Source organism: Spirochaetia bacterium (assembly GCA_022482625.1).
Classification (GTDB): Bacteria; Spirochaetota; Spirochaetia; order Sphaerochaetales; family Sphaerochaetaceae; genus Pleomorphochaeta.
In genome coordinates this window covers 2496966-2517364 of sequence record JAKVOU010000001.1, presented here as the reverse complement: position 1 = coordinate 2517364, position 20399 = coordinate 2496966, and the positions used below count along the sequence as shown (strand labels likewise).

16 protein-coding genes are annotated in these 20399 nt (G+C 44.2%); 8 read left to right on the top strand and 8 right to left on the bottom strand.

Annotation, left to right across the window (positions count from 1 at the left end):
* The first annotated feature begins 3 nt into the window (after nt 1-3).
* The 7 genes from LKE40_11435 to LKE40_11405 all read left to right on the top strand — a co-directional run bounded on the left by LKE40_11435 (nt 4) and on the right by LKE40_11405 (nt 10091).
* A complete protein-coding gene (locus LKE40_11435; GenBank protein ID MCH3918040.1) occupies nt 4-2370 on the top strand; it encodes a non-lysosomal glucosylceramidase in 2367 nt (788 codons plus the stop codon).
* 276 nt (nt 2371-2646) lie between these two features.
* Complete coding sequence (locus LKE40_11430; GenBank protein ID MCH3918039.1) at nt 2647-3141, top strand: isoprenylcysteine carboxylmethyltransferase family protein; 495 nt, start codon at nt 2647-2649, stop codon at nt 3139-3141.
* Nucleotides 3142-3470: 329 nt separating this feature from the next.
* A complete protein-coding gene (locus LKE40_11425; GenBank protein MCH3918038.1) occupies nt 3471-4640 on the top strand; it encodes an ATP-binding protein in 1170 nt (389 codons plus the stop codon).
* Between the two features lie 236 nt (nt 4641-4876).
* The gene (locus LKE40_11420) at nt 4877-6424 is read left to right on the top strand and encodes a transposase (GenBank protein MCH3918037.1); all 1548 of its coding nucleotides are present in this window, start codon (nt 4877-4879) and stop codon (nt 6422-6424) included.
* A 119-nt stretch (nt 6425-6543) separates the two neighbouring features.
* Nucleotides 6544-6996, top strand: a complete 453-nt coding sequence (locus tag LKE40_11415) for a hypothetical protein (GenBank protein MCH3918036.1) — start codon at nt 6544-6546, stop codon at nt 6994-6996.
* Nucleotides 6997-7282: 286 nt separating this feature from the next.
* Nucleotides 7283-8644: a diaminobutyrate--2-oxoglutarate transaminase family protein gene (locus tag LKE40_11410; GenBank protein ID MCH3918035.1), complete on the top strand. Its 1362-nt coding sequence runs from the start codon at nt 7283-7285 to the stop codon at nt 8642-8644.
* Nucleotides 8631-10091, top strand: coding sequence for an aspartate aminotransferase family protein (locus LKE40_11405; GenBank protein ID MCH3918034.1), 1461 nt, complete (start codon nt 8631-8633; stop codon nt 10089-10091). The genes LKE40_11410 and LKE40_11405 overlap by 14 nt, the downstream gene beginning before the upstream one ends.
* Before the next feature lie 137 nt (nt 10092-10228).
* Here the strand turns inward: LKE40_11405 and LKE40_11400 are convergent, their stop codons facing one another.
* Nucleotides 10229-11116: a fructose bisphosphate aldolase gene (locus LKE40_11400; protein MCH3918033.1), complete on the bottom strand. Its 888-nt coding sequence runs from the start codon at nt 11114-11116 to the stop codon at nt 10229-10231.
* 363 nt (nt 11117-11479) lie between these two features.
* Here LKE40_11400 and LKE40_11395 point away from each other — a divergent pair, with 363 nt between their 5' ends.
* Nucleotides 11480-12889 carry an ATP-binding protein gene (locus tag LKE40_11395; protein MCH3918032.1) on the top strand — a complete coding sequence of 470 codons (1410 nt, stop codon included), beginning with the start codon at nt 11480-11482 and terminating at the stop codon, nt 12887-12889.
* Here LKE40_11395 and LKE40_11390 read toward each other — a convergent pair.
* The 7 genes from LKE40_11390 to LKE40_11360 all read right to left on the bottom strand — a co-directional run bounded on the left by LKE40_11390 (nt 12843) and on the right by LKE40_11360 (nt 20206).
* Entirely contained in the window at nt 12843-14093 is a 1251-nt protein-coding gene (locus LKE40_11390; GenBank protein ID MCH3918031.1) for an ATP-binding protein, read from the bottom strand. The genes LKE40_11395 and LKE40_11390 overlap by 47 nt on opposite strands.
* A gap of 94 nt (nt 14094-14187) precedes the next feature.
* Nucleotides 14188-15489, bottom strand: a complete 1302-nt coding sequence (locus LKE40_11385; protein MCH3918030.1) for a type II toxin-antitoxin system HipA family toxin — start codon at nt 15487-15489, stop codon at nt 14188-14190.
* Nucleotides 15490-15729: an XRE family transcriptional regulator gene (locus tag LKE40_11380; GenBank protein ID MCH3918029.1), complete on the bottom strand. Its 240-nt coding sequence runs from the start codon at nt 15727-15729 to the stop codon at nt 15490-15492.
* A 560-nt stretch (nt 15730-16289) separates the two neighbouring features.
* Nucleotides 16290-17501 carry a 2Fe-2S iron-sulfur cluster-binding protein gene (locus tag LKE40_11375; GenBank protein MCH3918028.1) on the bottom strand — a complete coding sequence of 404 codons (1212 nt, stop codon included), beginning with the start codon at nt 17499-17501 and terminating at the stop codon, nt 16290-16292.
* A complete protein-coding gene (locus LKE40_11370; protein ID MCH3918027.1) occupies nt 17501-17977 on the bottom strand; it encodes a hypothetical protein in 477 nt (158 codons plus the stop codon). Before LKE40_11370 ends, LKE40_11375 begins: the two co-directional genes overlap by 1 nt.
* Nucleotides 17974-19707: an NADH-quinone oxidoreductase subunit NuoF gene (nuoF, locus tag LKE40_11365; protein MCH3918026.1), complete on the bottom strand. Its 1734-nt coding sequence runs from the start codon at nt 19705-19707 to the stop codon at nt 17974-17976. Before nuoF ends, LKE40_11370 begins: the two co-directional genes overlap by 4 nt.
* A 16-nt stretch (nt 19708-19723) precedes the next feature.
* Entirely contained in the window at nt 19724-20206 is a 483-nt protein-coding gene (locus tag LKE40_11360) for an NAD(P)H-dependent oxidoreductase subunit E (protein ID MCH3918025.1), read from the bottom strand.
* Nucleotides 20207-20399 lie beyond the last annotated feature (193 nt).

Sequence of the window (20399 nt, the reverse complement as noted above, 5' to 3'; positions counted from 1 at the left end):
TAGATGAAGAACAGATACAGCGAAGTATTGGATTACGGTCAGTCATATGAAAAAGGCAGGACAGGTTACCGTCCCAAGGCACGGAACCACGATGATGGCCCAAAATGCGGCATGTTCTTCGGAGGCATAGGAGCCCCGGTCTTCAGCAGGGACCTGGACGGACATTTTTCCAGATGGCAATTGCAAAGCGGCATTCATATCAAGCAGGACATCGACACCTGCTTCCTTAAGTTACGATGGCAATACGGAGACAAATCGGGATCTTTTTATCTGAACGAAGAAGGAGCCATTGCAAATAGATTCGAGCGCTCGGTACATTCGCTTTTTCCTGTCTGTCAGGAACGCTATGAGGGCAAAGATGTACCGTTCGACATCACCGTCGAATTCTACTCATCGATCATCCCTGAAGACGACAAAGCTTCATCCCTACCGGTAACCTTCATCGATGTATATGTAGACAACCGTGGTGAAGAATCCCTGCTGGTAGACTGTCTGCTGTGCTTTCCAAACCTTCTAGGCTGGAAATTCCGACCTATGACTACCATCGACAGAGGTGGCAGGCTCTATCCGGCACAGACAAGTGCCGGAAATTCAGGAACCTATGTAGCAACCGACCTATTCCATGGAACGATAGGTACAAGACATGAAAAACACCTGCTCAGAGGTGAAATGGAAGGAGAACTGCTTGTTGCCGCTGCAAACGGATGCAGCAGGAAAAGCAGTGAAGCCTGCTTCCTTGCCGGACAGAACATGGTCGAAAAAAAACCAGAAGAACAGAAATATACCAGAGCCTGGGTAGAACATCAGTTCGACATGACAGGCCTGCTGCCCCAGACTGGCTGCACATGGCAGGCCCATTGGGATGAAGCTCTTGCCATGGCAGTGACGTCAGGAGAAGAAATAGCCGGCAACCGTTCCTGCACTTTCCGTTTCTGCCTTGCCTTTGATTTTCCACAGGTCCAATTCGGCGAAGGAAGAGCATGGTTACGAAAATACACACAGTACTTCGGTCCAAACGGAAGAAATGCGTTGGACATCGGACGTCTTGCCATGTTATCAGGACCTCTTTTCAGAGAAAGGATACACAGATGGCATACTTCCCTGCTCCTGAAAGCTGCCTCATGCTCCAAGCAAACGATAGCTGCAGCCATCAACGAACTGTATTTCGTCAATGCAGGAACTGCATGGATGACCGGCTGTGTCAGCCAAGTCAATGAAGGGTTCGAAGAACCGATACTCGGCAACTGTGAGCATGCAGCCATAATCGAAGGTTTTGACATCGGCTATTATTATTACAATACTTCCGACATCTGGCCCTACGTATGGTACCCTCTGGCAAAGTTCTGGCCGGATTTCACAGCTTGCATCTTCAGGGACTATCTCAATGCCATCCCATTGGAAATTCCCCACATGAATATGATCTACAGGCGAGAAGAACTACGAAAGAACCTGGTAGAAGGAAAGTTACCCCATGACATGGGCAGTGCGGCAGAAGATCCTTTTGCCAAGATCAACGGGTACCAGATGCGGGATGACTCCAACCTTTGGAAAGACAACAACCCAGGTTTTATCCTCAGCTATTACCTCTATGCGAAACTGACTGCAAAAGAAATAGACAAGGATACCTGGGAAAAACTGAAGTCCTGTGGAACTTTCATGATCGGGCAACTGGATCAGACAGGACTGCCTGACCATCAGGTATTCGGTGATACGACATGGGACAACCTAGGGATCAAGGGACATTCATCATTCAGTGGTTCACTTACGCTTGCCGCCCTTCTTGTCCTGGCCTCCCTTGCAGCAAAGCAAGGAGAACAGGATTTTGCAGAAGAGTGCACCGTACTTGCAAAAAAAGCTGACAAGACCATGGCCCAGCACCTCTACAACGGAGAATATTTCCGATTGTGTGACCAGGGCAAATACTTCGACTGTACTAGTTCCGATGCTGTATTCGGCTTCTATCTGCTGAAAAAGGCAGGGTACTTCGACAAGTTGCACTACGTCACCCAACAGATGATCGTCTCACATCTCAAGGCATTCTACAAATATAATTTCATGAACTATATGGATGGCACCCGAGGACCACTGCTCATAGCAACCCCGGAACGGACCCACTTTGAGGCAGACGGCGGAGATGCACTTGAGGTCCAGGTCAATGAAATCCTCATCGGATCTGCATGGATGGCTACAGCGATGATGAAAGAATTCGGATTGGAAGATGAAGCAAGGCATATCAGCAGTGCCCTGCTTGCTACCCAGGAAGAAGGGGCACTCCAATTCAGGACTCCTGCAGCAGTAAATGCAGAAAAGCATCTGTTCCGTGCTCCGATGAACACCAGGCCGCTTGCCATCTGGTTCCTATTGAGTTGATTCTACTATAGTCATCAATCTTCTCCAAGGAGAGATCAGGAACAGTACCAAGTACTTTCTATGGTACCCAAGGCAAAGGCTTTTCTTTTATAAGGAAGAATCAATGCCTTTCTGCTACATCGGTACATTAGCCCACAAAACATGTCATTTCCCAGTGTATAAGAAAGCTTCTTAATATTTTCGTTAGGCAAGTGATATTTTGCTGTAGAAATATTCTTTCAAATTTGTTATATTTAGCGAACAAATAAAGAGAAATCCAATCAGCCAGAGGTGCTTATGGACAACAAGGCCAAGCCTTTGCCCTTCATGGGTGTCGGTCCTATCTATGTTGCTACAGTTCTTTTCATTACTGTTGCAGCCACATATGTCACAGTAAGAGATATGGTACGTGCCGTATCTTTCGGCATCTTCTACCCCCTTATAGCCATCCTTGCAGTACTTCTCATAGCCACAGGCATCTATATTTGGACAAAAGCAGTGTTTGTTTCAAAGATTGACCGACAGATCAAGCACAACAGATTGGTAACCTCAGGAATCTATGCATGGGTAAGAAATCCGATCTATACAGCTTTTTTGTTTATCTGTACAGGAACTCTACTGCTGTGCAACAATCTGCTTCTGCTTTTCCTCCCCTTTCTCTATTGGCTTTTTCTTACCCTGCTGATGATACATACCGAAGAAAAATGGCTGGGAAAAAAGTTCGGCAAAAAATATCTGGACTACAAGAAACAAGTCAACCGATGTTTTCCTTCAAAGCCACATAGCAAATAAAAAACAACATAGCAATGCATTGGTTTTCCAAAAAAATCTGTTTTGGTTTGGCACAGCGATAGCTGACTCAATGCAAAACCTGTCGAAAAGGAAATGCCAAGACTTTCCCTAGAAAATAAGAAATATCTATGATTATATAACCATATTTACTGTTTTTAATTTGTATTATCTAACTTAAAATTTTTTATATTAAAATATTATTTACTTATAAATAAAGATATTACAATAGAAAAAGTCTTAATTAAAATAAAAAAAATTTGAATTATAATCAAAAAATCTGTTTACATAATATTGCACTCAGGATATAGTAAAAACAGGAGGAGTCATATATGAACAAAGTATTGCGTATTGAATATCAGCACATTGAACTTTTCAAAAAGGGATTCGTTCTTGACTTGACAGCCAAAGACAGAATAGTCAATACGGAACAAGTTCACAGGATCTCAGATGCTCTCAGCCTGCAGAAAGTAATTGCTTTTGCAGGTATCAATGCTACAGGAAAAACAACGGCCATGCGTCTAGTAAATTTTGCATTGGGTCTGTTGCATGACAATACCTACCTTGCAACATCTTCCGATTCCTGTAGCTTATTTTCCAAGGGTTCCAGAATAATCATTGATTTCATTATTGGTGAAAAAATGTATCGCTTGGATAGTTCAATCGGCATACAGACTCCGGAAACACCCAATATACTTGAAAAGCCTCGCTTCTACTATGCAGAAGAAACAATCTATTCCAAGGAACTTGCCTCAGTCAAAACAAAAAAAGCTCTTTTTGACTGGACTGAACATGATAAAAGGATTATACGCAGCACCTTAAATCCACAGATACTTGAAGTCTTAAATGACAATCACAGTATCGTCATAATGGTAATCAAACCACAAAAAGCTGTTTTTGGACATCTTGGATTGATTGATACGGCAAATTTCAACATCTTACCTGAAACTCTTTCCTTGGAACAGGACTACATCAACCTCTTTGATGAACGTATTGAGACAATCAGATTACCAGGAAAGAAACCTGGCAGTGTAAGATTCAAGAGAAATGACAAAACATATTCACTGAAAACTACAGATGATGTCTATCATTATTTGTCTTCCGGAACAATAAAAGGTATACTTCTTATGTCAGCAATCGAAATCATACTAAGGAACGGCGACTATCTTCTGCTTGACGAAATTGAAATTCATCTCAACAAGACATTGGTTGATACAATCATTGGGTTATTCAAAAACAAAAATATCAATAAGAAAGGTGCTGTATTGATTTTCTCAACTCATTATCTTGAAATTCTTGACGCAATTGATAGGAAAGATGCTATCTATGTATTTAGAAAAGATAATGATTTTTCCTTAACCACAACCCGTTATTCAGACAATATTACGCGAAATGACATAAAGAAAAGTGAAGCATTGCTTTCAAACTATTTCGGTAATACTGCACCAGACTACGAGGCTATCAATAACATGAGAACTACCCTATGCAAAAAAATAAACTGAATATAACTAATAGTTTCCCAAATCTCAACACTATATAATCTGGCCTGAAATGTCCGAATAATACGCCTGTCTGTCCAACAAATCAGTTGCAAGCCCTTGATACCAACATCTTTCTGCTGCAGATGTGTTCCCATGGAGGTCCTTTTCTTTGGGAAAAAGCTCCAGCTATGCCTCCAGCCCGTTGAAATATAGTTTAGATTATGCAATAATATAAACTATATAAACGAGGTCTTACAATGGCTGTACCGGAAGCTGTCAGAAAGGTCGAGAGACCGAAGAATACAATCGTCGTCGCGAACAGGGGCAACGGGATATGCAAGTACTCCGTCATCCAGAGGATCGGATGCAGGAGGGTGGACGGGCGGAACATCCCCGTCAACGGGGCGACCGTCGGCCACATCATCGGCGGCAGATTCGTCCCCGAAAGGACGGCTGTCTCAGCAAGGGCGATAGACCTGAAGGACTTTGCCGAGATCGAGCTCATGGACCGGCTGTCATCCGGCCTGCTGGCGGAGCTGGATGCCGTCTTCAGTGCGGCAGACGCGAGGAGGATCTATGTGCTGGCGATGCTTCGCGTCGCCTATGGGGGCATGCCCTACTACAAGGCCTGCCTGAAGTACGAGCTGAGCTGGGTGAGCATCCTGTTCCCGTCCCTGCCCATGGGCAAGAACAGCATCTGCAGCTTCCTGCAGGACCTGGGCAAGTCCTGTGCCCTCATAGCCACCTTCATGAGGACAAGGGCCGGGCGGATAGCGGCGGAAGAGCACATAGCCATAGACGGCACGCTGAAGACCGACAGCAGCACAGTGAACTCACTTTCGCATTATTCACGGAAAGCCAGGACAAAAGGCACGAAGGACATATCCGTCCTGTTCGCCTACGACATAGACACCGACGAGCCGGTATGCTCGAAGGTCTTCCCCGGCAACATCGTGGACGGACGTGCCTATGAGGCATTCCTGCGGGAAACAGGCATACGGCAGGGCATCCTCATGGGTGACAAGGGGTTCCCGAAGGGCCAGGCCGAAGAAGTGTTCAGGGAAAATCCCGGCCTCAGCTGGCTGAACCCGATAAAGAGGAGCGACAGGAGGATCGGGAACAACAGGATGTACGACTATGAGGGCGTGCTGGCAGACAGGGACCATGATGTCCTGTACAAGAAGGCAAAGGCCAGGGGCTGCTACCTTTATTCCTTCTATGACAGGAAGAGGGCGGCGAAGGAGGAAAGGGACTACTTTGCAAGGATAAAGGGCAGGGACGGCTACGACGCCCGGGCCATGGAGGAGAAAGGCAGGAAGTTCGGCACGGTGGTCTTCGAGTCTGACCTGGACGTCTGTCCTGGCCTTGTCTACAGGCTGTATGACCGGAGGTGGCTCATAGAGGAATGCTTCCGCTACTACAAGGTGGCGACGGAGTTCGACGACACCAAGGTCCATTCGGACTATTCGGTCATAGGGAGTGAATTCATCAACTTCATCTCCTCGGTGATGACCATGAGGTTGGTCAGGGAGTTTGATGATACGGGACTGTCACGGAAGATGAGCTATTCGGAGATAATGGGCGAGCTCAAGTCCGCCAAGAAGGCCAGGATCACCGACGGCGGGGACTGGCTGTTCGTCCGTTTCACTGCCCACACGGAAGAAACCCTCAGGATATTGGGCATCCTACCCCGGGACGTTTCTCCGGAACCCAAGAAAAGAGGAAGGCCCAGGAAGCCCGTCGATCCAGACAGGCCGAAGAGACGTCCGGGGAGACCGAGGAAGAACCCGTTGCCAGTCCAATAGGCTATGACGGTTTCCCTGTCTGAGGCACTATATAGTGTTGAGATTTGGGAAACCATTATATAACAGAATCAAATATCCTTTGCATATATGAAGGTAATGCTGAAAAAGAAATACTTGAAATGCTTCTTGATGCAGATAAATTGTCATTTACACGAGATGACTTGATCAATACAGAACTTGTCAGACGTGCATCAGGGAAACACATAGCGGAAAGATACCTGAATTACGAATTTAAACGACCCGTAGTAATAATCAGAGTCATAGATTCACGGAAAGAAAAATTCATCCTGCCCAAGCCTTACTCAGAAATGTATACTATCCAATATGATTCTTACACCAGACCTAAGATTGAGATTTTGCTCATCATGATGCATGATGAACTTGATACCTTTCATAAGACAGGCATGAAAGCCAGTGCATACTGCAAGGCAAAATATAACTACAAAAAAACACGAGACACCCACTACTTTACAGAAAATGTATCAGTTGATGATCTGATTGCAGTGCTTAAAAAATATGATGACTCAAAACCAAAGAGTGAGTACTCGATTTGCTCTCTGCTACGCAAATAAAGCTATAATATGGCTTTTTTCTGCTAGTAAGCAACAAAACATTTCTGCTTGTCTAATTTTTGCAGTATTGCGCATTTTTTGCTCACCTAACTTCCGTTTTGCCAAGCTTTAGAAACTAATTTGATATTTTTTGTTTTTTTTGCCTCCAGCATATAGTCACACACAGATTTTCTTGCTATCATCAGTTCGCATTTCGTCGAAATGCAAATCTAATACCAGCCGCATATGCAAGGCCACTGGTTAAAAATTGGTGAAATATTTTTATGTGACAAAGGAAGTGGACAAGATGAATGAAGCACAATCCACGCAGACCAATCAGTACTACATCGACCGTCAGATTGAGACGGAGTCCAATGCAAGAAGCTACCCAAGAAAGTTTCCGTTTGCTTTGAAAAGTGCAAAAGGCTCATGGGTAACAGATGTTGAAGGCAACAGATATCTTGATTTCTTATGTGGAGCAGGAACACTTGCATTAGGACACAATGACAGTGAAGTCAACCAGGCCATGATACAATTATTGGAGAGTAACGCTCCGCTTCATTCCTTAGACCTGACTACTCCTACAAAAGACCGTTTTGTCCATACCATACTCAATTTATTACCCGGAAATATGAAAGATAACTGCAAAGTGCAATTTTGCAGCCCTTCAGGCACCGATGCGACCGATGCAGCCCTCAAACTGTGCAAGACAGCTACCGGACGAGGGACTGTCATTGCATTCTCAGGGGCATACCACGGCATGGGACATGGACCACTTGCACTGACAGGCAACCTGGCCGCAAAGAGCTGTGTACAGAACCTGATGCCAGGCGTCCAGTTCTTCCCATATCCATACTCCTATCGTTGTCCGTTCGGACTCGGTGGAGATGCAGGTACAGATGCTGCCTGTGCATATTTTGAAAGAGTCCTCAAAGATCCGGAATCAGGTATTCCGACTCCTGCAGCAGTCATACTTGAACCAATCCAAGGCGAAGGCGGTGTCATTCCGGCACCTATCAAATTTCTACAGACAGTAAGAAGGGTTACCAAGGAACTGGGCATACCGATGATCGTTGATGAAATCCAATGCGGTATCGGCCGGTCCGGCAAGTTCTTTGCCTTTGAATATGCCGACATCATCCCTGATGTCATTCTGACATCAAAGGCAATCGGCGGTTCACAGCCGATGTCGTTGGTCATCTACGACAAAGCCCTCGATACCTGGCAACCTGGTGCCCATGCAGGTACCTTCCGCGGCAACCAACTTGCCATGGCAGCCGGAACCATTGTCATGGAACGGGTAAGCCAGCCCCAGTTCCTTGCTGATGTCGTCAGGAAAGGCAATAAGATCAAACAAAGCATGGAACAACTCAAGAAAGAAGTATCCATCATCGGGGACGTACGTGGCAAAGGACTGATGCTCGGCGTCGAATTCATTGATCCCCGTGGAGAAAAGGACATCATGGGACATTATCTTCCCAGCGGGAAAATCGCAGCAGAAATACAGCACAGATGCTTTGAAGACAAGCTCATCATGGAAAAAGGCGGACGCAACGGCTCTGTCATGCGCTGTCTGTGTGCGCTGAACGTCACCGATGAGGAAGTCGATATTATGATTGATACCTTCACAAGGATCACACGTGAGGTTGACGCCGATGTACGCTGTTGAACCGTTGCTGCTGACCAACGAAAAAAAAAGTCAGGAAGCTTTCAAGAAACAACTGGATGCAACGGCAGATGCAATCTGTGCAACCTTTGTTGATGATAAGGCATACACGGGAAGATCACCACAACAACTCCAGCAACAACTGGAAGCTATTTCAATGCTTCCAAAGCATGGCATCGGGTTTGAAGCCATGCTCGACGAAGCGAAGAAACTTATTCTCCCTAATTGCCTTCGGCCCTCATCGACATCCTATATGGCACATCTTCATAGCCCTGCATTGTTGGAATCCATCAGTGCAGAACTTATGATCACGGCATTCAACCAATCGATGGACTCATGGGATCAGGCACCTATTGCAACAGAAATCGAAGTCGAAGTCATCAAGAATCTCTGCAGGATGTTCGGTTACGGAAAACAGAGTGACGGCGTCTTCACTTCGGGAGGAAGCCAGACAAATTTCTGCGCTTTGCTGCTTGCCAGAGATGGCTATTGCAACAGAGTACTCCACCACGACATCAAGAAAGATGGCTTACCTGCCAGCTACGCAAAATTCAGGCTTTATGCTTCCGAAGTCTCGCATTTTTCAATGGAAAAGAGTGCACATATGCTTGGACTAGGTTATCAGGCAGTACGGAAAGTTCCGATTGATGCAAACGGCAAGATGGACACCCGATGTCTGGAAAAAATGATCAAGGAAGACCTGGACAAGGGCAATCTGCCGTTCTGTGTAGTTGCTACCATCGGCACGACCGACTATGGCACGATTGATGATGTGCAGGCTATAGGACAAATCTGCAAGCGCTATGGCCTTTATCTGCATGCAGATGCGGCTTACGGTTCAGGCTTGATCGTATCAGACACCTACGGTTCCAGATTGGGAGACCTTTCCTCCTGCGATTCCATCACAGTAGACTTCCATAAGATGTTCCTGCTTCCGATCAGCTGCAGTGCCCTTCTCGTCAAGGATGGCAGCAGGCTCGATGCTTTCCAGCTTCATGCAGATTATCTCAACAGGGAAGAAGATGAAGCAGACGGTTATGTCAATCTGGTCGGAAAATCCATGCAGACTACCCGTCGTTTCGATGCTTTGAAAGTCTGGATAGCTTTCAGGACAAGAGGAAAGGATGGTTTTGGAAAAATCATCGATACTTGTGTTGAAAATGCTGCATATCTGTATGATCAGCTCAACAAGGATAGTGTTTTTCAAGTTGCCATAAAATCTGAAATATCTTCAGTGGTATTCCGGCTTGACGCAAATGATGAGACAAATAAGAAAATCAGAAGGCAACTGCTCCTTAACGAAGGTATCGTAATCGGCCAGACTGTTTATCAGGGTAAGACTTATCTGAAATTCACCCTTCTCAATCCTCTTGTCACACATGACCATCTGGATGAACTTGTAAAAATAATCAAAAAAATAGGATTGCAACTGATAAGACAATCTGCCTGATATCCCATATCAGGCATTTAATGTAAATATATTACAACAAATTGCACTATTAAGCTATTGACCAGCAAGATTTTTATTCTTACTGGTCAATATTTCATTTGAAATGAACATTGTCACCGCTTGTCTTGGAAAAGCTCCTAGGTCAGTGATGCCTCATAAATTATCTTTACAGAATCTGCTAATTTTGCATCAAACTCTTCCTGGCTCTGTTCAGCCTTCAGGCCTTCGCTCAATGCCCGTGAGAAACTTGCAACCATGCCATTGTTTTCACTCAGTTTTTCAACTGCTTCCTGCTGTGGATAGCCACCGGAAAGAGCAACGACCCTCACTACATCGGGATACACCATGAGATCCTTATAGAAATTCGGAACCGTAGGAATGGTCAATTTGAAGATAAGATAATCAGAAGCCTTCATTTTTGCCATTTCTTCCTTGATATCAGCCAGCAACAGTTCTTCACAAGCCTGTTTGTCCGAAGCATGTATATCGACTTCAGGCTCAATAATCGGAACAAGACCGAATGCCATGATCCGCCGGGCCAATTCAAACTGCTGGCTTACGATGGCTTTGATACCGACAGGATTCGCATGCTTGATTACGGAACGCATCTTTGTCCCAAATATATTTTTCTTCTTTGCTTCCTTGAGCAATGCATCAAGGTCAGGAATCGGCTTCATCATCTGGACACCGTCCTGTTCCTCGGCAAGTCCGCTATCTACCTTGAGAAACGGTACGATACCTTTTTCTTTCCATAGATAATCTGCACTGTACAGATCTTTGATCTTGCTTTCCATAGTTACTTTAAAAAGAATTGCGCCAAGAATCTGTTTACTTGTAAAACTAGGTGAAGTGATGATCCTCGTCCTCATCTGGTGGACCAACTTGAACATTTCTTCTTCAGTACCATAGCGATCTTCACTGATGCCATAGAGTTTCAATGCCTTCGGAGTACTTCCTCCGCTCTGGTCCAATGCGGCTATGAAACCTTTTCCATTTTTCATCCGATTAAATTGTGCTTGATTCATCACAGGTGCCTCCCAATACTTTGTTAGCATTATTTAACACATAATCAATTTACTCATTTTCTGCTACAAAAGCAATAACAAAAGACTGTGAACTCCACAAACAACATATAAACCATCAGAATCCTACACAAATCCTGAATTCCAACATCTCGACGCCATTGCAACTTCCACCTGGAACATATTACTCAAGTATACTTTAGTAAAGTTAACTTGACTATTTTGAAATTTTTAAATTTACTTACCAAGAGCAACCTATGAAGTTTCCCCCATACCGTTCCATACCTTGCTACAATTTACCTTGACCTGACAACTTTACTCAAGTATACTTTAGTAAAGTTAGATTGAGTAATCCCGAGGCCTCTTATGTTTTGTGAAAGAACTGATGAACTGAAAAAATTACAAGAGCTCTATGAAAGCAAAAAATTCGAACTGGCAATAATCTATGGAAGACGGAGAGTTGGCAAAACTACCCTTATCAGAGAATTCTGCAAAGATAAGGAAGCAATTTATTACTTGTCAATCGATGCAACAAGACAAGGGAATTTGGAAGCTTTGTCAAAAGAAATTCAGAGCTATCTATATCCAGGGGAGACACTTGAAACCTATAAGGATTTTGAAACAATACTCAGCAGAATTGACAAGTTATCTGAACGCAAACTTATAGTTGCAATCGATGAATATCCCTACTTGGCAAAAAGTTATCCTCCGATATCTTCAATGATTCAGAAACATATCGATCTAAAATGGAAATCAGGCCGTATGCTGTTGATTCTCTGTGGTTCATCAATGAGTTTCATGGAACATCAGCTACTAGGCTACCAAAGTCCCTTGTATGGCAGAAGAACTGCACAGTTCAAGATACAACCGTTTACGTTCTTCCAAAGCAGATCCATGCTTGAAGGCTTTTCAAGCCAAGACCAAGCATTGCTGTATGCCATAACAGGAGGCATTCCTGAATATCTTTCAGCCCTGGATTTGAAAAAAAGTACTGATGACAATATCTACAATCTCTTTTTTGACAGCAATGGACGCCTAGTGGAAGAACCCCATAATCTATTGCTGCAGGAACTGAGGCATCCAGGCAATTATTTTACCGTACTTACGGCACTGTCAAACGGTGCCAGCAGACTCAATGAAATCGCTACTGCTGCACATATATCTACTTCAAGTTGTACAAATCAGCTGAAAAGCCTGGAAGAACTACATCTGATCAAAAAATGTTATCCATTCAAGGAATCAGGACAAGCCAAGAAATCAATCTACAGGTTTGAAGACCAAATGTTCAGATTCTGGTACCGTTTCGTCATGCCTAATCAAAGCCTGATTGCAATGGGTAATGGAATGAAATTCTACCAAGATCATATCAAAGAGCAACTGGCACAGTTCATGGAACCTGTATTCGAATCAATCTGTATGCAATATCTCTGGCAACCGAAGGTATATGCAGGACTGGAAATCAAATTCAAGCAACTCTCTTCATGGTGGGGTACGAATCCAAATACCAAGCAGCAGGAAGAAATCGATATCATCGGTACTGACGGGAAGGCTCTGCTTGTAGCGGAATGTAAATGGAAGAACGACCCGGCAGACAAGGGTGTACTGGCAACACTCAGACGTCGTGCTTCCCTGTTTCCCCAGCAACATAAAATTCTTATGATATTTTCCAAGACTGGTTTTACTACAGATTTACAGGATGAAGCAAACAAGAAAAAAGATGTACGCTTGGTCAGCTTTGAGGAAATGTGCCAAAAAACCATTCTGCAGCCGGTATAACCTTGATTTTCCTGCCATTGTCAAACAGACTGTCTTTATCTTTAAGCGTAACAATTGTTCCTTCGCCCAAATGGAAAAAGTCCATTGCAGCAAGGACACCCCGGATTTCCCGATAACGGACTTCAGCAGTCCATTCATAACAGACCTGTATAGCCGATTTTATTTTGACTTCATTCCAACAGATGAAATCACATTCAGCCTCGTTGCCTTGAGTACCATTGCTTACAGGAGCCCTAAAGTAATATATATGAGAAAAATGCCTACATAATTCCAGATAAACAGCATTTTCCATGATATGTCCCTGGTCCAATGTTACGTTTGCACTGAGGTTCTGTATCAAGGCAGTATCAATTGCATAGACTTTTCTCGGTGCATTTATTTGGGCTCGCAGTGAATAATCAAATTTATAAACGAACGCAAACAAATAAGTTACTTCCAAGTATGAAAAATACTCCAAGATAGTCTTTGCAGTTTTGACTTGGGCAACGCTCACAAGTCGGTTTGCTGAAACTTGAGAGCCAACATTTGAGAGTAAAAATATAGCAAGCAATTTCAAATGCTTTGCTTGTTTCAAATTGTATCTGGTAACAATATCCCTATAAATGATATCAGAGAACAAAGCAGTTAGTATCTGCGGATCTTTGAACTGCAAATAAACAGGAAACCCACCGTCCTGCAAAAATGAAGAAAAACTTTGCAGGCCTATCTCTGCTTTCATGAAACTACAGTATTCCTTATAAGAAAAAGGATACAATACAGTATCCAAATGACGTCCTGTCAACATAGTCCCTAATTCTTGGCTAAGAAGTGCAGCATTTGATCCCGTAAGGTACACAGGGACCTTGGCATCAAGTTTTTGTTTTATATACAGTTCCCAATGAGGAATAAGTTGTATTTCATCAAAAAACAAGGCAGTTGCATGCTCATCTTCAATAAGTTCATCCAAAAGTTCAAAATCTGCTACAGTAAAACCGACCAAACGTGGATCATCAAAATTAAAAAGGAATCCCCGTGGATACGTTTTCTTCAAGATTTGTCTGAGCAAAGTACTTTTTCCACATCGTCTGACACCTGTAATGATCCTTGCAAATGCCGTTTTGGGAGGTAACAACGATATTGCTGAAGTCCTGTCGAGTTCGTTGTCTATACCAATTACTTCTTGTTGCTGGTCATAAATATGTTTCAAAAGCAATTTTGTAAGCATGTTTACCCTCTGTCTGATGTTTTGTTATATTTATATCATTAATATACATCAGTTTTTATTATTAATACAAGCATGTTTTTACTAATAAGAAATACTATTCCAACAATTTGGAAGTCTCGTCCAGTCCAGAAAGAATCGACTCGGCCAGATACTCAGGAAATCCATCAGGTAGATTTGAACTGATCTGGTTGATTACCGAAGTTTTCGAATCAATGATTTCTCCTATGATCTCAGAAATCATATCTTGGGTATCAGTCAACGCTGCAGTTTCAATCCAATGCCGTTTCTGAAATTTTCTCCATTCATAATGACGTTGTTTTCCGACTGACATAGCAAGTCTCAGTCTTTGTGGAAATATATTGCTCTTGACCTTTCCTGATATAGGATATGCTGAAATCACATCATATAAAGGCGTAAGATGATACGCACCTTCTGCTTCTATGAAAAGGCTGAAATTCTTGGCATGACCATCTGATGCAGCCAGTAACCAGTATAACAACTGTGCTTTCAAAAAAGTCTTCCGGTCATACCGGGCATTATGTGACCCTTGAAGTAATTTCAATATTGAGCTGATTCCAGGACCGCCTTCACTTTCATACTTTTTTTCTGGAGATATCCCCGTAGCCTGACAAATATCTTCCTGCGGGATCCGTATGATCCACGATTTGTCTGATGCATAGCACCGGTCAAATCGCTTTACACACAATGCCTTCTGATCTTCAAACTGCACTATCTTTGCATCTGCAACAGGAAGTCCGAAAGCTTTAAGAATCTGCAAACAAAGCCATTCGTTTTCAATTGATTGGGACAGATTGATTCCACCACCTATAATCCCTAGCGGGAGCTTGAATATATGAGTTGTCGGCGTAGTGGCCTGTGGTATGCACCATGCATTTCCATAATAGAGCAAAGCTGTTTTCTCCTGAGCTCCGGCAATGGAAATACGAAAAGCTTCATCATGCACATCCCCGGGTATCTGACCTATCGATATAGTACGCAAAACAGATGCAACCTGAGCTTCGGACAAAGGAATTGCATCAATTCTTCTGATACTTTGAATCGAACTATTTTCCGGTAGAATCTGCAAAGCTCCGGCACAGTCTTTTCCAACTGCAGAAAGCAAGTCAAAGGGATTCCTTGAAGGACAATTGAAACGCCGTTGCAACCTACCTCTTATCTCAGAATTGTCAGGAAGCAAGTTATCAAAGAAAGAGTCAACCTGTCTTCCTATAATCGGACGGGAGCTAAGTGGAAGGGAAAGAGAAATAGGTCGGCTACCAGTTGCATCAAGCCATGATTTCTCATAAGTGAACGAGGCTTCCCTGCCGGAAACATGAATCCATGAACCGACAGGTTCGCCATTCATCAGAACTGACAGAATCCGTTTCTGGGCCATTTACCATTCTCCTTTTTGTTCCTGTGATTTTTCATGCAGTTCTATTTCAAGATCCAAGGCCGAAATGAGCTTGAAAAGACTCTCAAGGGTACAGCGCTCCGGATGCGTCTCCAAAGCTGAGATCGTCTTTGGCAGAAGTCCTATTTTACGCCCTGCTTCCTTTTGTGTAAGTTCCAAAGTCTTGCGTTTGTCCTTCAAAGCCATTGCAAGTTGATAAGGAGTCCTCGTGTGATACGTCATCTTTATTTCCTCAACAGTAAAAATACCCTACAAGGTATATATTGTAAATATACCCCGTAGGGTATATTAAGTTATTTTACCCTATAAGGTATAATTTTTATATTCCTTACAGAATAACGTAGTATTCGGTATGAACTAAGGAAATATCTTTGTTTTTGATTTTTGGTTGTATTTTACTTATATAAAAAATCCAACTATGTCCTAGGAGCTCTCTTCTCGATAGCCCATACCATAGCTCTGCTGAGGCCTGCCCGATCTGCAACAATATCTGCACTGAGACGGCGTCTCAACCGTGCCGATTTGATTTGTGCTCCCATCTGCTGAAGTACTCTTTGGGTAGACGGAAGTAATACTACAGTTTTTCCCCATGACGTTTATAAAAATAAACATAATATGCATATTTATCAATATTTACAAACATTATAAAGATAACTGTACATACTCGCCATCACTGGCAGACACAAAAGGAATTCTTGGTAAACAGTACACGAAACAGCCGCTCTTACCCAAGGCAAAAGCGGCTGTAGTAGAAAAATGGTTCGGTAATTTTCAAAAGGCAATCAGAGAGACATGAACTTCCTTGAAGGAGTCCAGTCCTTCCCGCTGAAATACACGACTTTTTCCGTAAGAGCTCCTGTCGGACAAACATTGACACAAGCCATACAGGCAGCACAGTCACTCTGGTTCATCTCAGTATTGAGCCCTGCAACCACTACAGTACGGTCACCTCGATTGACAAAGCCTAAGTTACTGAGTCCTGAAAGCTCCTGGCAAGCCCTTACACAACGTCCACAAAGGATACAGCGGTTGGGATCATGGAATATTACAGGACTTGAATCATCCTCCGGCAACTTTACAGGAAAAGAAGCAAACCGACTTTCAGTAATATCAGCTGCACGGACATATTTCTGCAGTTCACAGGTAGCAAAAGGAGACGGAACGCCCTTCACGCAAGTCAGGCAATCATGATGCCCGGAAGCCATCGCAAGCTCAAGGATAATACGACGGCAATGCTGCAGTTCCGCATCATCCGTACAGACATCCATACCAGCTTCAACATGGGTACAACAAGCAGGGACCAAACCCTTGCGGCCTTTGATCTTTACCAGGCACAGACGGCAGGCTCCGTATGCTGACAGATCTTCCTGAAAGCACAGATGCGGTACATCTATGGAATTGGCCAGACAGGCGGCAAGCAGGTTCTGGCCTGCAGGTGCGGCAATTTCCTTCCCATCTACCGTCAGCTTTACCATCTGGTCTGCAGAAGGAGACCCATCCTTTTCATCGAAGAAACCTGGAAACAGCTGCAATGCCTTGGCTACTTCAGCCAAAGGATAGCCATCATCGTTCTGTGCAAGGCCGGTACTTTCAAACGGATGGGTCAACACGACACCTTTGTCCATCGTGAAGTTTCCGATCCCGACAGTCTTGGCAACCTGGATGATCTTCTTGTCAGCAAATACCTTGCGCACACCGACCAATCCATCTTCGCAGATAAGCGGAATGACAACCGTTGCCTCGTCATATACTTCTTTTCTATTGTCCCTATGATGTGCAACCAAGTTCATCGTACAGCCGATGCTGATCAAATCTATACCCAAGACGGTGTAACCATCCGCCTGCAACATTCCTGTCAGCTGTTTCATCCTTGCAGAACCACCGATACCACAAGCTTTTACACAGGTATCACAGCTGAGGATGACAATCTTGTCTTCAGGACAAAGCTGTTTTTTCAAATCATCATAACTTATAGACCGAAGTGAGATAATCATCAGTGTGCCTCCTTAAGCAAAAGTGTATCAACCGGTTTTCCGGTATACAGTCCATAGGCATGTTCCGTTTCAGCTTCATGCCCTTTGTAAGGAATTGTTACCTGAAGCTTCTCAACTTCACTGTCTGATACCATCAGCCCTACGTCAACCGTCGTAGATACAATCTTGCACCGGCCGGAGAAATAACGTTTGACATTGGAAAGACCTGCACTGCAGGCAAGCGAAACAATAGTATTGACGTCCTTCCCGACCTTTGCAAAAAGGACCTTCGGTGAGCAGGATCCCGGTACCATATAGCCGTCCCTTACATCAAAACCATCTTTCCTGAGTCTCAGTGCAAGTTCCTTCATTTTTTCCTCGCCACCGCAACCGGAAGCCCTTACGCAGGACTCACAGCCAATGATCATGATGACATCAGCTCTTGCATCCAGTTGCTGTTTGATCTGTTCATATGGCAATGCCTTCGTAAAGATCATTTGGCACACTCCTTTGCATCATTACAGGCTACGGCAGCCTCATATTCATTCCTGAAATATCTCAGGGTGCTCATTACCGGATTCACAGAAGTCTTGCACAAGGCACACAATGCCGTTTTCTGTACGACATCCGCAAGGTCTTCCAACTTGGCAATATCTGCAGCACAACCTTTGCCAGCAGCAATCGTACGGAGTATCTCCACCATCTGCTTCGTGCCTTCCCTGCCAGGAATACATTTCCCACAGGCTTCATCCTTACAGAATTCCATGAAGAACTTGGCTATATCTATGGCAGATTTGTCATCGCCCATGACGATGAGGCCACCCGAACCCATGATTGCCCCATACTGCTGCAACGTTTCATAATCAACAGGGACATCCATATGTTCGGCAGGGATGCATCCTCCCGAAGGGCCACCCAGCTGTACGGCTTTCAGGTGTTTGCCCTCAGTAATGCCGCCGCCGATCTTATTGACGATGGTATCCAATGTCGTGCCGAACGGAACCTCTACACATCCGACATTCGTAAGATCACCGGTAATGGAAAAGACCTTGGTTCCCTTGCTCTTCTCCGTCCCGACGGATGCAAACCATTTGCTTCCGTTGGCAATGATCTGCGGTACATTTGACAAGGTCTCCACATTGTTGAGTACCGTAGGTTTCTCCCAAAGCCCCGCATGGGCTGGGAAAGGCGGCCGAGGACGGGGATTGCCTCTCTTGCCTTCCAAGGAACGCATCAAGGCAGTCTCTTCCCCGCAGACAAAGGCACCGGCACCTTCATAGACTGAAATATCAAAATCAAAGCCAGAGCCAAGGATGTCATCACCGAGAAGGCCATAGGTCCTTGCCTGCCTGATTGCCTTGTTCAAGGTCTCTACAGCCAGAGGATACTCTGCCCTGCAGTAGATGTATCCCCGATGGGCCCCGATGGCCTTTGCCGCAATAAGCATTCCTTCGAGTACACTGTGAGGATCGCTTTCAAGGACATTCCTGTCCATATATGCACCAGGGTCCCCTTCATCAGCATTGCAAAGGACATATTTGACACCTTCTGGTTCCTTTGCGGCAAACTTCCATTTCAGGCCAGTAGGGAAACCTGCGCCACCACGGCCTCTCAGACCTGAATCAAGTACTTCTTCGATAATCTTTTCAGAGGTCATGGAATCAAGAGCCTTGGCAGCACTGAAGTAACCGCCTCTTCCTATATAGTCTTCGATATTGTTCGGATCTATCACTCCCCTGTTGTGCATGACCCTCTGATGCTGCAATGCAAAGAATGGAATATCTTCAATGCCGGGAATCTCTTTTGAAGCGCTTTTCTCTCCTGGTATATTCCCGTGATTCTTGATACGTTCAGGCAATTGGCATTCCATACCTCTGGCAAAAGCATATTCCTTGACCACCTGTTTTCCTATCACGTGTTCCGAAAAAATCCGAGAAGCCTTCTTTGCATCTACATATTCATAGATAATCGGTTCCTGTCCCGGAAGTGCAACGGTTACAAGAGGTTCCCTGCAGCATATGCCAGCACATCCTGTCGTAATTATACTGACGTCATCAACTTTTGCATCCTTTATGCTCTGACGTAAAGAAACCAAGACTTCCATGGCTCCCGATGCAATTCCACATGTCCCCATATGCACATAGATCTTTGTCTTTTTCTGTGCATCCAGCTGTTTCATCTTCGGCCTTACAGCTTCCAGATCTGCTGTTGTCTGTATCTTTTTCATAATTTTTCCTATTGGATCATTTATACTGAGCCAGGATTTCATCAACCCGTGCCGCAGTCATCTTGCCATAGACCTTGCCGTCAACAATCATCACCGGTGCCAATCCACAGGCTCCGAAACAACGGGCCCTTTCATAGGTAAAACGTCCATCTGGTGTACTTTCACCGATTTGCAGGTGATACTCACTCTCAATCCTGTCTGCAATTTTCTGGGCACCCTTGACGTAGCAAGCGGTTCCCATACAGACCTGCACCCTATGTCTTGCCCGAGGCTTCATGGTAAAGAACGAATAGAAAGACACCACACCGTACACTCTGTTCGGTGCCATACCGAGTTTATCTGCTATGCGTTCCTGAACATTCAGCGGTAGGTATCCCAATACTTGCTGTACTTTTTCAAGCAACGGAATAAGGCAACCGGGCTCTTTTCCATATTGCTCAATTATCGTATCCAGTTGCTGAATCTGTTCCGGAGAAAATTCCTGCTCAAGTTCCTTCATCTCAATAGATTCTCCTTTATCTATATTATACTATATAGGCTACTTCCATCATGGCTATTATGCAAGAAATATCGATATATTTTTCTCGATAATTGAATAAAATTAATATAACCTAGTAATATTGTTGCATATTACACAAGGATTCCTGGCTACTCAGGCTAAGATATTCTTGACTTTCAAATTCCGAGACTAA

Excerpts from the sequence above, each read along its gene's own strand:
- LKE40_11420 (MCH3918037.1), top strand. The coding sequence starts at position 4,877 with ATGGCTGTACCGGAAGCTGTCAGAAAGGTCGAGAGACCGAAGAATACA.
- LKE40_11385 (MCH3918030.1), bottom strand. The coding sequence starts at position 15,489 with ATGGCCCAGAAACGGATTCTGTCAGTTCTGATGAATGGCGAACCTGTC.
- LKE40_11435 (MCH3918040.1), top strand. The coding sequence starts at position 4 with ATGAAGAACAGATACAGCGAAGTATTGGATTACGGTCAGTCATATGAA.
- LKE40_11405 (MCH3918034.1), top strand. The coding sequence starts at position 8,631 with ATGTACGCTGTTGAACCGTTGCTGCTGACCAACGAAAAAAAAAGTCAG.
- LKE40_11430 (MCH3918039.1), top strand. The coding sequence starts at position 2,647 with ATGGACAACAAGGCCAAGCCTTTGCCCTTCATGGGTGTCGGTCCTATC.
- LKE40_11395 (MCH3918032.1), top strand. The coding sequence starts at position 11,480 with ATGTTTTGTGAAAGAACTGATGAACTGAAAAAATTACAAGAGCTCTAT.
- LKE40_11410 (MCH3918035.1), top strand. The coding sequence starts at position 7,283 with ATGAATGAAGCACAATCCACGCAGACCAATCAGTACTACATCGACCGT.
- LKE40_11375 (MCH3918028.1), bottom strand. The coding sequence starts at position 17,501 with ATGATTATCTCACTTCGGTCTATAAGTTATGATGATTTGAAAAAACAG.
- LKE40_11425 (MCH3918038.1), top strand. The coding sequence starts at position 3,471 with ATGAACAAAGTATTGCGTATTGAATATCAGCACATTGAACTTTTCAAA.
- LKE40_11380 (MCH3918029.1), bottom strand. The coding sequence starts at position 15,729 with ATGACGTATCACACGAGGACTCCTTATCAACTTGCAATGGCTTTGAAG.
- LKE40_11400 (MCH3918033.1), bottom strand. The coding sequence starts at position 11,116 with ATGAATCAAGCACAATTTAATCGGATGAAAAATGGAAAAGGTTTCATA.
- nuoF (MCH3918026.1), bottom strand. The coding sequence starts at position 19,707 with ATGAAAAAGATACAGACAACAGCAGATCTGGAAGCTGTAAGGCCGAAG.
- LKE40_11360 (MCH3918025.1), bottom strand. The coding sequence starts at position 20,206 with ATGAAGGAACTTGAGCAGGAATTTTCTCCGGAACAGATTCAGCAACTG.
- LKE40_11415 (MCH3918036.1), top strand. The coding sequence starts at position 6,544 with ATGCTTCTTGATGCAGATAAATTGTCATTTACACGAGATGACTTGATC.
- LKE40_11370 (MCH3918027.1), bottom strand. The coding sequence starts at position 17,977 with ATGATCTTTACGAAGGCATTGCCATATGAACAGATCAAACAGCAACTG.
- LKE40_11390 (MCH3918031.1), bottom strand. The coding sequence starts at position 14,093 with ATGCTTACAAAATTGCTTTTGAAACATATTTATGACCAGCAACAAGAA.